This is a genomic window from Paenibacillus sp. GCM10023250 (assembly GCF_042653205.1).
Lineage (GTDB): Bacteria > Bacillota > Bacilli > Paenibacillales > Paenibacillaceae > Paenibacillus_Z.
This window is the reverse complement of sequence record NZ_JBHSHY010000037.1, coordinates 1-13762: the sequence shown is the minus strand read 5'-3', so window position 1 is coordinate 13762 and position 13762 is coordinate 1. Positions and strand designations below refer to the sequence as shown.

Annotated in this window: 8 protein-coding genes; all 8 read left to right on the top strand. The window is 66.4% G+C overall.

The features are described from left to right. Nucleotides 1–4 precede the first annotated feature (4 nt). The 8 genes from ACFPB1_RS21830 to ACFPB1_RS21795 all read left to right on the top strand — a co-directional run bounded on the left by ACFPB1_RS21830 (nt 5) and on the right by ACFPB1_RS21795 (nt 13617). Nucleotides 5–1747, top strand: a complete 1743-nt coding sequence (locus ACFPB1_RS21830) for an ABC transporter substrate-binding protein (RefSeq protein ID WP_379228225.1) — start codon at nt 5–7, stop codon at nt 1745–1747. A 105-nt stretch (nt 1748–1852) separates the two neighbouring features. After that, nucleotides 1853–2827 (top strand): ABC transporter permease, encoded by a 975-nt coding sequence (locus ACFPB1_RS21825; RefSeq protein ID WP_379228224.1) that lies wholly within the window; start codon nt 1853–1855, stop codon nt 2825–2827. 13 nt (nt 2828–2840) lie between these two features. Then, nucleotides 2841–3743 (top strand): carbohydrate ABC transporter permease, encoded by a 903-nt coding sequence (locus ACFPB1_RS21820; RefSeq protein ID WP_379228223.1) that lies wholly within the window; start codon nt 2841–2843, stop codon nt 3741–3743. Between the two features lie 188 nt (nt 3744–3931). Next, complete coding sequence (locus ACFPB1_RS21815) at nt 3932–4843, top strand: phytanoyl-CoA dioxygenase family protein (protein WP_379228222.1); 912 nt, start codon at nt 3932–3934, stop codon at nt 4841–4843. Nucleotides 4844–5286: 443 nt separating this feature from the next. Then, a complete protein-coding gene (locus ACFPB1_RS21810) occupies nt 5287–6195 on the top strand; it encodes a DNA ligase (protein ID WP_379228221.1) in 909 nt (302 codons plus the stop codon). 42 nt (nt 6196–6237) lie between these two features. Continuing rightward, a complete protein-coding gene (locus tag ACFPB1_RS21805) occupies nt 6238–6381 on the top strand; it encodes a hypothetical protein (protein WP_379228220.1) in 144 nt (47 codons plus the stop codon). 255 nt (nt 6382–6636) lie between these two features. After that, nucleotides 6637–12540: a glycosyl hydrolase family 28-related protein gene (locus ACFPB1_RS21800; protein ID WP_379228255.1), complete on the top strand. Its 5904-nt coding sequence runs from the start codon at nt 6637–6639 to the stop codon at nt 12538–12540. Between the two features lie 231 nt (nt 12541–12771). Then, nucleotides 12772–13617: an NAD-dependent epimerase/dehydratase family protein gene (locus tag ACFPB1_RS21795; protein WP_379228219.1), complete on the top strand. Its 846-nt coding sequence runs from the start codon at nt 12772–12774 to the stop codon at nt 13615–13617. Nucleotides 13618–13762: the final 145 nt, after the last annotated feature.

Sequence of the window (13762 nt, the reverse complement as noted above, 5' to 3'; positions counted from 1 at the left end):
ACGAATGGGGGTTTACAAGAGCAAAAGGCTGTGGGGGCCGCTGTCGCTTGTCCTTGCGCTGAGCCTGGCGATCGTCGGATGCAGCAACGGCAGCAACGGCAATAACGCGGGCGGCAGCGGGGCCGGCGCGATCCAAGGGACGACGAATGGGGATCAGCCGGCGAACGCCTCGGGCGGCGAAGGGAACGCGGCCCAAGCCTCGGACGATCTGAAGCCGGTCACGATCTCGGCCTTCATCGGCACGCCGAACCAGGCGCCGACGCCGGACAACCGGATCTACAAGAAAATCAAAGACGAGCTCGGCGTGACGCTCAACATGGAGTTTCTCGTCGGCGACCTGCAGCAGAAGCTCGGCGTCATGATCGCCGGCGGCGACTACCCGGACCTCATCACGGCCGATCCGAAGCTCGTCTCGGCGGGCGCGGTCATTCCGCTCGAGGACTTGATCGAGCAGCACGCGCCGAATTTGAAAGCGCATTACGCGGCGTACTGGAACCGGATGAAGGACTCCAGCGACGGTCATATCTACTGGCTGCCCAACTACGGCGCCTACACCGGCGAATACCACGCGACGAATTACTCCGGGCCGGCATTCTGGATACAGAAGGACGTGCTGAAGGAGGCGGGCTATCCGACGCCGAAGACGCTCGACGATTACACGAAGCTGATCCGCGACTACGCGGCGAAGCATCCGACGATCGACGGCCAGCCGACGATCGGCTTCACCTCGCTCGCGTACGACTGGCGGACGTTCCCGCTGCTGAACGCGCCGGAGCATCTGACGGGCCATCCGAACGACGGCGGCGTCGTCGTGGACAATGGGGTCGCGTCGGTCTTCGCGGATAAAGACTCCGCTAAGCAGTACTATAAGACGCTGAACGGCCTGTTCAACGAAGGGCTCATGGACAAGGAAGCGTTCGTGCAGAATTACGATCAGTACCTGGCGAAGATCTCCACGGGCCGCGTGCTCGGCATGTTCGACCAGCATTGGAATTTCCAGCAGGGCGAGGACACGCTCGTCTCGCAAAACAAAATCGGCCAGACGTACGTCGGCTTCCCGCTTGTCTACGATACGAGCATCAAGGATTACTACCTCGACCGTCCGGTCATTAACCTGAACAACGGCTTCGGTATCAGCAAGGACGCGAAGGATCCGGTCCGCATCATCAAGTTCCTCGACGCGCTCATGGACGAAAAATACCAGAAGCTGCTGTCGTGGGGCGAAGAGGGCGTCGACTACATCGTCGGCACGGACGGCAAGTACGCACGCACGCCGGAGCAGCGCAAGCAGCAGGAGGATCCGACCTGGAAGCTGGCCAACAAGGCGGAAGCTTTCTACGGCGCCGCGCCCAAGATGGAAGGCACCTTCAGCGACGGCAACGCGACGTCGGCGGGCACCCAGCCGCAGGAGTTCTTCGACTCGCTCAAGCCGCAGGATAAGGAGCTGCTGACGGCCTACGGCCACCAGACGTGGACGGACTTCTTCTCGCCGGCGCCGGAGAACCCGGTCTATTACCCGGCGTGGCAGGTCGATCTGATCGACGGCTCCGACGCTTCCGTCGCGAACAAGCAGATGTCCGACGCCTCGCTGAAATATTTGCCCAAAGCGATCATGTCGAAGCCGGACCAGTTCGACGCGGTGTGGAACGATTACGTGAACGCGTATAAGAAGATCAACGTGAAGGCGTACGAGGACCGCATCAACGATCAGCTGCAATGGCGAATCGAGAACTGGGCCAGCCAATAACCGCGCCCGCGGAGCGTATCCCGGCAGAAGGCGCCGGCGGATCGCCGGCGCTTCCGCCGCCCGTTCCCGGAGCCGCGCCCACGACGAAGAGAGGAGGAACCTGACATGGCGAGCGCCGAGAAAACCGTGCGGGCCCGCGCGGTTGTACGCGCGGAAGCATCCGTGCCGAAAGCGTCCGTCTTCAAGCGGATGCGCGGCCAGAAGCAGCTGATGCTCATGTCGCTGCCGATCCTGGCTTACGTCGTCCTGTTCTCCTACTATCCCATCTGGGGATGGACGATGGCGTTCCAGAACTACAAGCCGGCGAAGGCGTTCGCCGAGCAGGAATGGGTCGGCCTCAAGCAATTCCGGTTTTTGTTCAGCGACGACATGTTCCTGAACGTGCTGCGCAACACGATCGCCATGAGCTTCATCAACATGGTGCTCGGCTTCGTCACGGCCATCGCGTTCGCGATCCTGCTGAACGAGATCAAGCACCGGCTGTACAAGCGGGCGATCCAGACGATATCCTATCTGCCGCACTTCCTGTCGTGGATCATCGTCACGGGCATCGTCGCGAACTCGCTGTCCGTCGACGGCGGGATCGTCAACGTCCTGCTCATGAAGCTCGGCTTCATCGACGAACCGGTCATGTGGCTCAGCATGCCGCATTATTTCTGGGGCATCGTCGGCGCCTCCCACGTCTGGAAGGAAGTGGGCTGGAACGCGATCATCTATCTGGCCGCCATTACGTCGATCGACCCGTCGCTGTACGAGGCCGCGGAGATCGACGGCGCCAACCGGTATCAGAAAATGCTGTACGTCACGCTGCCGGGGATCAAGTCGATCGTCATCATCCTGCTGATTATGAACATCGGCTGGATTCTGGAAGCGGGCTTCGAGGTGCAGTACCTGCTCGGCAACGGCGTCGTCGTCGACTGGTCGCAGACGATCGACATCTTCGTGCTGAAGTACGGGCTGCAGATCGGCAACTATTCGCTCGCGACCGCCGCCGGCATCTTCAAGACGGTCGTCAGCATCACCCTGATCTTCGCCGCCAACACGATCGCCAAGCGCTTCGGCGACGACAGACTGATATGAGGAGGGGCATCCGATGAGAACGAAAGCGCCGCGGCTGGAGCCGGTCGTCTTCCATACGTTCAACGCCGTCGTCATAATCGTGCTGGCCGTCGTCACGCTGTATCCCTTCCTGAACACGCTCGCGGTCTCGTTCAACGCCGGCAACGACACGATCCGCGGCGGCATCTACCTCTGGCCGCGCGTCTGGACGGAGCAGAATTACCGGGCGATCTTCGCGGGCGGGGCGATCTTCCACGCCTTCTGGATCTCGGTGGCGCGGACGGTGCTGTCGACCGTGCTCAGCCTCTTCCTGACGTCCATGCTCGCGTATACGGTCAGCCGGCGGGAGTACGTCTTCCGCAAGCCGATCACGATCGTCATCGTGCTGACGATGTATTTCAACGCCGGGCTGATCCCGTTTTATTTTCTGATCAAAGACCTGCATCTGCTGAACCATTTTCTCGTGTACGTCGTGCCGGGGCTGATCAGCGCGTTCAACATGATCGTCATCCGCACGTACATGCAGACGCTGCCGGAAGGGCTGATCGAGTCGGCCAAGGTGGACGGCGCCGGCGACTTCCGGACCTTCTTCTCGATCATCCTGCCGCTCTGCCAGCCGGTGCTCGCCACGGTGGCGCTGTTCGTCGCGGTCGGGCAGTGGAACTCCTGGTTCGATACGTTCCTGTTCGCGTCGTCGAAGCAGAATCTGAGCACGCTGCAGTACGAGCTGATGAAGCTGCTGTCCTCGTCGATGAACACGAACAGCAGCGCGTCCGTCGCGAACGGCGCGGACCTCGGGGCCGCGCGCAACCTGGTGACGCCGATGTCGATCCGGGCGTCCGTCACGATCGCGGCGTCGCTGCCGATTCTCGTCGTCTATCCGTTCCTGCAAAAATATTTCGTGCACGGCCTGCAGCTCGGCAGCGTGAAGGAGTAGGCGCGTGTCGGACGCGCAGACGGAGGCGTCGGCGTCGGCGTCGGCGGCTGGGCCTTTGGGGATGCAGGGATTATAGGGCCGAGCGGCTGCCCGTTCGCGGCAGATCGCGGGAAGGCATGACTCGGCGTCCGGCGGGCGCGAAAGGCGCCGGCAGGACGCCTACTACAGAGCAAGGAGCTGAAGAACGCATGACGCTGCGCGTGCTGGCTGCGGAACAGATCGAACAATTCATGGTCAAGGGATACGTCGTCGTGAAGGGGGCGTTCCCGAGAGAGCTCGCGATGGAGGCGCAGTCCTTCCTGTGGGAGAGGCTGGAGGAGAAGGCCGGCGTGCTGCGCGGCGATCCGTCCACCTGGAAGGAGCCGATGGTGAACCTGCGGGACAATTACCGCTCGCCCGCGTTCGACGCCTGCAACACGGCGCGCTTCGCCGACGCGATCGAGGATCTGGCGGGCGCGGGCCGCACGGTCCACCGCTATGTCGCCGGCGAGACCGATGCCGGGCTGCTGCCGGGCTGGGGCTGGTGGCCCGTCAACTTCCACGTCGGCCGCGGCGAGCCGTGGACCGTGCCGACGAGCGGCTGGCACTGGGACGGCATCCACTTCCGGCATTACGTCGACGCGCCGGACCAGGGGCTGCTCTGCCTATGCCTCTTCTCGGACATCGGCCCGCGCGGCGGCGGCACGCTGGTCGTCGAAGGCTCGCACCGTCCGGTCGCGCGCTACCTGGCGCGGCATCCGGAAGGGGTCGAGCTCGGCGACGGCATCCGCGGCCTGTTCGCGGAGCATCCGTATTTCGCCGGGCTGGCGGGGCGGGGCGAGCCGATGGACCCGGAAGCGCGGAACGCCGCCTTCCTCGAGCGGGCGTACGTCGATGAGGACGGCACGCGGCTCCAAGTCGCGGAGACGACCGGCGAAGCGGGCGACGTCATCCTGTGCCACCCGTTCTTGATCCACGCCGCGTCGCCGAACCATGGCGGCAGCGTGCGGTTCATGTGCAACCGGACGTCGCCGCTGAAGCAGAAGCTCGCGCTCGGCCGGGACGCGCGGGAGGACGAATCGCCGCTGGAACGGAGCATCCGGGCGTCCGTGTTCGCCTGAGCATAGGCGCGGGAAGTTTAACGGGATGAAGCAATAGACATGCCTGTCCGATGGAAGCGGCGGGCGCATGGAATGGCGGGCCAGCGCGGCAATGCGCGGGCCCGCTTGGCGTTCCAGGGCCTCGCGCGGCTTCGTCCCGCAGCGGAAGCGAGTCGTGCAGGCGATCGTCGACGACGTCCGCCTGCATCCCGCCATCGTGCGGCTGCTCTATCGGGAGAAGGGCGCGGACCGTATGGTGCTCATCACCGTCGCCCTGCAGGCGATGGGGCTGGGCGACGGCGCGAACCGGTTCGGCGGGCATGACGTCACCGTCGCGCAAGGCGCGGCCACGCTGCGGGACGGGACGCGTCGTGCCGCTGCGCCGTTTCGCCGTCCTCCGCCGCGGCAATACTGGCGAATAGCGCCACTATCGCCTAAGCCGCGACGGAGAGGAGGAACCCCGCATGCTGTTCGAGCCCGTGCCGCCGATGATCGTATCCATGGGGCGCGAAGCGTTCGACGACGACGGCTATCTGTTCGAGCCCAAATGGGACGGCTGGCGCATTCAGCTGCATAAGCAAGGCAGCCGCATCGAGGCGTACACGCGCAGCGGTCTCGCCGTGACGGAGAAGTTCCCGGAGCTCGCCGAAGCCGCGGCGGCGATCAAGGCGCCCGAAGCGATCCTGGACTGCGAAGGCGTCTGCCTGCGCGGGGAGCGCACGGTGTTCGACGACTTCGCCTACCGCGGGCGCTTGGCCGATCCCAAGCGCATCGCCGCCGCCGCGCAGACGCATCCCGCGACGTTCGTCGCCTTCGACGTGCTGCAGACGGCGGAGCCGCATCTGCGCGAGCCGCTCGCGGCCCGCAAGGCGCGGCTCGAGGAGCTCGTCGCCCCGAACGCCGCGCTCGCGGTCTCGATGTTCATCGAAGGCCGCGGACGTGCGCTGCAAGACTGGACCGTGGAGCGGAACCTCGAGGGCACCGTGGCCAAGCGTCTGGACGGCGCCTACCGGCCGGGCGTCGCCGCCAAGGACTGGATCAAGGTGAAGAACGTCCGGACGATCGACGCCATCGTGCTCGGCTACCGCACCAAGCCGCGGTTCGCGCTGGTGCTCGGCCTGCACTTCCGGACCGTCCGCTTCAAGCCGGTCGGCACCGTCGAGTTCGGCTTCGCCCCTCACGAGAAGCAGGCGTTCCTCGAGATCGCGCGGCAGCTGCATACGTCGGCGGACCGGAAGACGCAGTGGATCGAGCCGAAGCTGTGCTGCCGCATCCAGTACCTAGAGCGCACCGACCGCCACCAGCTGCGCGAGACGGTGTTCCGGGGCTTCCTGTTCGACAAGAGCCCGGAGGATTGCTGGTGGACGTATTGACCGTCATCGCCGGTCGACGGCCTGTTCCTCGCCGAGGACGCCATGAAGAACGAGCCCGCCAAGCGCGGCCAGACGGCCGGAGCGAGACGGGCAAGCCGCTCGAAATTCGTCATCGTGCACGATTTCGGGAAGGAAGTCGACGCGTACGCGGCGAAGCAGAAGTGGATGGCTTCGATCACATCCTGAGGGTAACGCAGACGCAAATCGACGCGTACCTGGCATCGCAAGCGAAGCAAGCCGGGATCGCCGGCAATCCGGCGGCCCGTGCCGCAAAACCGCATAGCTATCCAGAGAGCAAGCCGCCCCGCTGACAAGCAAGCTTCGGAATTCCGCCGAAGAGGGGCGGCTTTGCTGTCGGGATGGAAGACACGAGGAGGGAATTGAGCGGTGATGGCCAATCGAATTCGAAAGCGGTTACACATGTGGATGGCGAGCCTGTTGGTGCTATCGTTGGCGGCGTGGACCTTGGCGTGGGCGCCGGCTCCGGCGCGCGCCGCGGCGGGCGATCCGCAAAGCGTCAGCATCGAGCTCGGCGCGGCGCCGGTCGAAGCGGGCATGACGGCCCGCGCGGGCGACGGCGCGACCGGCCTGCAGACCGGCGAGCTGGACGGCCGGACGTACTGGAAGACGAACAAGTCGCAGGACGAGAATTCGCGCATCATTTATTTTTACTTCGACGTGGACGACGGTTTTACCGAGAACATCGCGAACTACGATGTGGATGTCTCGGTCGACTACTATGACGCGGGCAGCGGCAAAATGGTGCTGCAATACGATGCCCAAGGCGCGAACAACAGCTTCAAGGACGCGCCGCTGTACGCGTACGGCGACACCGGGTCGTGGCAGACGCACGCGTACCGGCTGACCGACGCGAACTTCGCCGACCGGACCGGAGGCGGCGATTTCCGGCTCGGGATCGAGGGCGGCGCCGCCAGCTGGTCGACCAACGCCGACCTGTCGGTCGCGAAGGTGACCGTCACCAAGACACTGAAGGCGGCGCCGGCCGACCAAGTCGGCATTACATTCGGCGCGTCGCCGATCGAGCAGGGCATCACGGCCCGCGCCGGCGACAATCCGGACGGCCTCGTGACGGGCGCGCTGAACGGCAAGGGCTATTGGCAGACGAACAAGGCCGCGCCCGGAGACCGCACGCTGTACGTGTACCTGAGCGTCGACGACGGTTATTTGTACGACGTGCAGGATCAGGACGTCTACGTGACGGTGGAATATTTGGACCGGGGCAACGGCAGCTTCGTGCTCCAGTACGACGCGCTGTCCGCGCCGTTCAAGGACAGCCCGCTGTTCGCGTACAAGGATTCGGGGCAGTGGAAGACGCACACGTTCAAGCTGAGCGACGCCAAGTTCGCCAACCGCACGAACGGCGCCGACCTGCGCATCGGCATCAGCGGCGGCGGCAACCCGGACGACAATCCGGATCTCGCGGTCGCCTCGGTCACGATCAGCAAGCAGGAGCGGCTGTCGGCCGATGCGCAGCCGAAGGTGTACGTGCCAAAGAATCCGGCGGATGACGTCGTCATCGCGGACTTTAGCGTCAAGGACTTCGGCGCGAAGGGCGACGGTACGACCGACGATACGGCGGCCATCCAGTCGGCGCTGACCGCGGCCGGCAATAACGGCGGCGGGGTCGTGTTCGCGCCGGCGGGACATTACCGGGTGAATGGCAGCCTGACCGTGCCGACCGGCGTCACGCTCCGCGGCGACTGGGCGAGCCCGGACGATACGGGCGGCGCGGTCACCGGCACGGTGCTGGACGCGTACGGCGGCAAGGGGCAGGCGGACGGCCCGAGCTTCATCCAGCTGCAGCCCGTCAGCGGCGTGACCAACCTGTCCGTCTGGTACCCGGAGCAGTCGCTCGACCAACCGGCCGCGTACCCGTGGACGTTCGAGCAGCTGTCCGGGGACAGCGCGACGATGGCGAACATTACGCTCGTCAACGCCTATAACGGCATCAAGATCGGGCCGGTATGGAACGAGCTTCATTACGTGAAGAACCTGTACGGCACGGCGCTGCATACGGGCATCTTCCTCGATTACACGACCGACATCGGCCGGCTGGAAGGCATCCATCTGTCGCCGTCGTACTGGTCGGGCTCCGGTCTGGCCGGCGCGCCGGCGGCGGACGCGCTGCGCGCGTACTCTACGGCGAGCGCGGAAGGCATCGTCATGGGGCGCTCCGACTGGGAGTACATGTCCGACATTCACATCTCGGGCTACAAGACGGGCATGCGCGTCACGACGCGGACGGATTCGCTGGAGACGGCGAACGCGCAGCTGTACCGCATTCAGATCGAGGACTGCAACGTGGCGCTGAAGATCGAGGGCGTCAATGATTTCGGCCTGCTGATCACGGACAGCAGCTTCCAGGCGAGCGCCGGCGAGGCACCGGTCGCGATCCACGCGACGCCGGGCTTCCATTCGATCGTGCAGTTCAACACGGTCACGGTCGGCGGCGCGCCGCTGACCGCGGTGAAGAGCGAGGGCAACGGCGTCCTGTCGTTCGAGAACAGCAGGTTCGAGAACTGGGACGCGGCCAGCGGCGGCTATGCCATCGACCTGTCGGGCGGCTCGCTGACGCTGGGGCAGTCCGATTTCGCCAAGGCGGAGAACCAAGTGAGGCTGACCGGCGCGGTGCAGACCGTTAACGCCGTTAATTCAGGCTACCAAGGCAGCCTGAACGTGAAGGACGAGAGCGACGGCGCGGAAGTGAACGCGACGCAGGACGCGCGGTATGCGCTCGAGACGCTGCCGGCCGTCGGCGAGACGGACGCGGCGGTCCGGCCGAAGCCGGCGACAAGCGAATTGTTCGACGTCACGGCGGAGCCGTACCAGGCGGACCGAAGCGGCGGCAGCGACGCCTCGGCGGCGATTCAGCAGGCGCTGGACGCGGCGTCGGCGGCGGGCGGCGGCACGGTGTATCTGCCGGCGGGCACGTACCGCGTGAATGCGCCGCTGACCGTGCCGTCCGGCGTCGAGCTGCGCGGCTCGTGGGACGTGCCGCATCATACGATCGGCGGCGGCACGGTGCTGTTCACGACCTACGGCGAGGACGCGGCGGACGATGCGCCGGGGCTCATCACGCTGATGGCAGGCGCGGGCACGCGCGGCTTGTCAGTCTACTACGACGAGCAGGATTGGAACGACGTCAAGCCGTACGCCTGGACGATCCAGGGCCAAGGGCACGGCGTGTACGCGATCGACACGACGCTCATTAACTCGTACCGGGGCATCGATTTCGGCACGTACGACACGAGCGGCCACTATATCGACTACGTGGCTGGCTCGCCGCTGAAGGAAGGCATCTTCCTCGGGGGAGGCGCGTCCGGCGGCTTCATGCGCAACGTACAGTTCAACCCGCACTACTACGGCCGCAACAACTACGTCAACCACCCGTCGACGGATGCGGATTTCAACGCGGTCTGGACGTACCAGAAGGATCATCTGGACGCGTTCCGCCTCGGCCATGTCACGGACGAGACGGTGTTCAACACGTTCGTGTACGGCTCGCAGTATGGCATTCATTTCGTCAAGCAGGGCGGGAGCGGTCCGGAGGCGGTCGTCATCGGCCACGGCACGGACGGCAGCAAGAAGGGCGCGTACCTCGAGGGCGCGGGCGAAGCCGGCCTGTCGCTGATCAACACCGAGCTCGTCTCGCTCAGCACGACGGATAAAGTGTACGTCACGCTCGGCGAGGACTTCGATTCGAAGGCGACGCTGTACAACAGCTCCATGTGGGGCGACACGACGCGCTCCTTCGACGTCTACGGCGGCAAGCTGAACGTGCAGCAGGCCAACCTGACGAACGTCGGGGAGACAGGGCTGAACGCCCTCGGCGGCGACATCGCGCTCTACGATTCGTACTTCCAGCAGCCGCGGACGACGCATGTCTACGCCGCGCCGGGCATCGATAAGCTCATCCTGACGAACAACCTGTTCAAAGGCGGGCTGCAGCTCGTGAACGAAGCGGGCACGAAGGTGAGCGGCACGAACCTGGCGCCATTGGCGATCGGCCTCGAGACGCTGCCTCCGGATCCGGCGCACGCGGACCGGGCGGGCGCGAGGCTGTCGCTGATGAACGTCTCCGATCCGGAGCCCCTCGGCGGCAAGCTCGAGCTGCTGCAGCCGGCACCGTACGCGGCGGCGGCGGTGCCGATCCGCTTCTCCGGCATCGCCTACGGTGAGGAGCAGGTCATCGACCTCCCGGCGATGGCGGCGGATTCGCTCAAGTATAAGGTGACGCTGGACAACGGCGCGTCGTACGCGGCTTCGGTGAAGTCCGGGCAAGCCTACGCCAGCCGCAAGGACGCGGGCGCGGCGGACGCGCCGACGATCGACGTCTCCGCGCTCGACGAATTCGGCGGCGGCGCGTGGGGCGGCCCGAACGGGCTGAGCGCCAAGGCGAACGTCGCCTGGGACGACGAGAAGCTGTACGTGAACGTGGACGTCACCGACGACGTGCAGGCGCAATCCTTCAAGGGCGGGGATATTTGGCAGGGCGACAGCATTCAGATCGGCCTCGATCTGTCCCGGCAGGACGGCGCGGGCAGCCGCAGCGTCAGCGAGCTCGGCTTCGCGCTGAACGACGACGGCTCCGTGCAGAAGTGGCGCTGGAAGGCGCCGGGCGGCCTCGCGGCGGGCGCGCTCGACGCTTCGGCGGAGGCGGCGGTCACGCGCGACGACGACGCGCGCGTGACGCATTACGCGATCGCGCTTCCGTTTGCGATCCTGCACGGGCCAGGCGCGGCATTCGATCCAGGTGCGGGGCCGCTCGGCTTCTCGCTGCTGCTGAACGAGAACGACGGCGCGGGGCGCGCGGGCTACATGGAGTTCAACCAAGGCATCGGCACAAGCAAGGACTTCACGCTGTACGGCGACTTGTACCTGCTGAACGCGCCGTTCGGCGATTGGGCGGTGCCGGCGGCCGAGGCGGCCGTGAACAAGGCGAAGGCCGATCGGGACGCGACGTCGATCGACGCGGCGCGGAACTTCGTCAACCTGCTGCCGGAGGGGGCGGACCGGACGGCGCTGACCGCGCAGCTGGACGCGCTTGATAATGGAAATGGCAACGGTAGTGGTAATGGAAGTGGAAATGGCAATGGAAATGGCAACGGCAATGGCAGCGGTAATGGTAATGACAATGGAAACAATGGCAGCGCCGTCGTGCTTCCGCTGACCTCGTCGCTGGACGCGGCGGGCAAGCTCGCGACGGCGGCCGTCGGCGAGGCCGCGCTGAAGCAGGCGCTCGCAGACGCGAAGCCGGGCCAGGACGGCAAGAGGCGGGTGCGCGCCGAGGTATCCGCGGCGCAGGGAGCGGCGGGTTATGCGGTCGCATGGCCGAGCTCGGCTTTCGACGGTGACACGAAGCGTATCCTCGAGATGAAGACGCCGCAAGGCACGATCACGGTATCCGCCGACATGTTCGGCGCGGATAAGCCGCAGGGCGACACGATCACGTTCGTGCTGAAGGCCGCGGATGGCAGCGCTTGGAGCGATGGGAGCGCGGGTGGTTCGAGCGGCGGCCGCCCGGCCGTCGAGCTGTACGCCTTCTCCTCCGGCGCGGCGCAGTCGCGGGCTATCGCCGCGGTGCCGGCGGCCGTCTCGGTGCCGTACGAACCGGCGGCGCAGGAAGCACCGGGACGGCTCGTGATCCGGTACATCGACAGCAGCGGCAGCGCAGTGCCGGTTCCGAGCGGCAAATACGACGCGGCCGCGAAGCAGATGACGTTCCGCGCGGCGCACTTCGGCACGTACGCGGTCGCCTATGCGGCCTCGGCTTCGTTCGGCGACTTGGCCGGCGCGCCGTGGGCGCGCGAAGCGGTCGACGCGCTGGCGGCCAGAGGCATCGCGCGCGGCGTGTCCGCGGACGCGTTCGCGCCGGGCCGCGCGGTCACGCGGGCGGACTTCCTGCTGCTGCTCGTCCGGACGCTGGAGCTGCATGCGCCGGCCGGCGGCGCGCAGGGCGCGGCGTTCGCGGACGTGCCCGCCGGCGCGTATTACGCGGACGCGGCGCGGATCGCGAGCGCGCTCGGCATCGCGAGCGGCACAGGCGATGGGCGCTTCCGGTCGGACGCGCCGATCAGCCGCCAGGACGCGGCGGCCTTGGCCGAGCGGGCGTTCCGCGCCGCGGGCCGGACGCTTCCGGCCGGCGCGGACGACGCGCTCGCCGGCTTCATAGATGCCGCGGACGTGGCAGGCTATGCCCGTTCGAGCGTCGAAGCGCTTCTTGCGGCAGGGCTGCTGCAGGGCAGCGGCGGCAAGCTGAACCCGCGGGAAAGCTTGACCCGTGCCGAAAGCGCCGTTCTGCTTTACCGGCTTTACATGAGCTAACTTGAATCCGGCATCGGTGGTTATGGCTGCGGCATATTGCGGTACCCGCGCCTCCCGCCCGCCATGGACGAAAGGCCATCCCATGAAGAAGGAGCGTGCGTCATGCATGCTGAACCGGGCACAGATTGGAACGGGACGGGCTAGCATCGGCCGTACAAGCCGGGCCGCAAGGCGGACGGCACGCTAATGCGGCCGTGAGGGCCCGCAGATAACCGAAGGAGGAGAAGCGACATGCAAACGATCGCGGTAACGGGGGGCGGCGGCAAGCTGGGGCAGTACGTCGTCCGGGAGCTGGTCCGCCGGCAGTACAAGGTCGTCTCGCTCGACCGGGTTCATACAGCCGGCCTGCCCTGCCGGCAAATCATCGTGGACACGAGCGATCTCGGTCAGGTGGCGAGCGCGATGCAGGGCGCGGATGCCGTCATTCACTTGGCGGCGGTGCCGTCGCCGACCGGATTTCCGGTGCCGGCGATCTTCGCCAACAACGTCATGGGCAGCTATAACGTGCTGGAGGCGGCGTCTATGCTCGGCATCCGCCGGGTCGTCATGAGCTCGAGCACGTCGTGCTACGGTTTCGCGTGGGCGGTCAAGCCGTTCGCGCCGCTTTACTTTCCCGTCGACGAGGCGCATCCGCAGTTGACGCAGGAGGGCTACGGCTTGTCCAAGACGGTGGGCGAGCTGATCGCCGAGATGTATCACCGCCGGAACGGCATGTCGGTCGTGAGCCTGCGCTTCTCGCTGATCGCGGCGCCCGAGGAATACGCGAGGCTGAAGCGCGGCGCCGGCAAGGCGGACGAGTTCGCCAAGATCCTGTGGAGCTACGTCGACATCCGCGACGCCGCCGACGCCTGCGCCGCCTCGCTGCGCGCGGACGTGGACGGCGCGGTGGCGCTGAACATTACCGGCGACGATACGCTGAGCGAGATCGAGACCGCGGAGCTGCTGCGCGCGTGCTATCCGGAGGCGACGGACCTGCGCCAGCCGCTCGAAGGCCGGGCGCCGCTGTTCAGCAACGCGCTGGCGAAGGAAATGCTCGGCTGGCGGCCGCGGTACCGGTGGGCCGACGAGCTGGCTTGACGCGAGGGCAGGAGAAGCCCGGGACTGCCGGAAGCGGCGGGCCCGGGCTTTTTTGCCGGTTTGGAGGGCGGCGGGGGAAGCGGCGCGGCCGTGCCGGGGCCGCCGCCACGCCGCCGCCGCGCCGCGGCCGCGGCTTGCGGGGGCG

Bases quoted from the DNA above. Each gene is read 5' to 3' on its own strand.
- ACFPB1_RS21830 (WP_379228225.1), top strand. From the start codon at position 5: ATGGGGGTTTACAAGAGCAAAAGGCTGTGGGGGCCGCTGTCGCTTGTC.
- ACFPB1_RS21825 (WP_379228224.1), top strand. From the start codon at position 1,853: ATGGCGAGCGCCGAGAAAACCGTGCGGGCCCGCGCGGTTGTACGCGCG.
- ACFPB1_RS21820 (WP_379228223.1), top strand. From the start codon at position 2,841: ATGAGAACGAAAGCGCCGCGGCTGGAGCCGGTCGTCTTCCATACGTTC.
- ACFPB1_RS21815 (WP_379228222.1), top strand. From the start codon at position 3,932: ATGACGCTGCGCGTGCTGGCTGCGGAACAGATCGAACAATTCATGGTC.
- ACFPB1_RS21810 (WP_379228221.1), top strand. From the start codon at position 5,287: ATGCTGTTCGAGCCCGTGCCGCCGATGATCGTATCCATGGGGCGCGAA.
- ACFPB1_RS21805 (WP_379228220.1), top strand. From the start codon at position 6,238: ATGAAGAACGAGCCCGCCAAGCGCGGCCAGACGGCCGGAGCGAGACGG.
- ACFPB1_RS21795 (WP_379228219.1), top strand. From the start codon at position 12,772: ATGCAAACGATCGCGGTAACGGGGGGCGGCGGCAAGCTGGGGCAGTAC.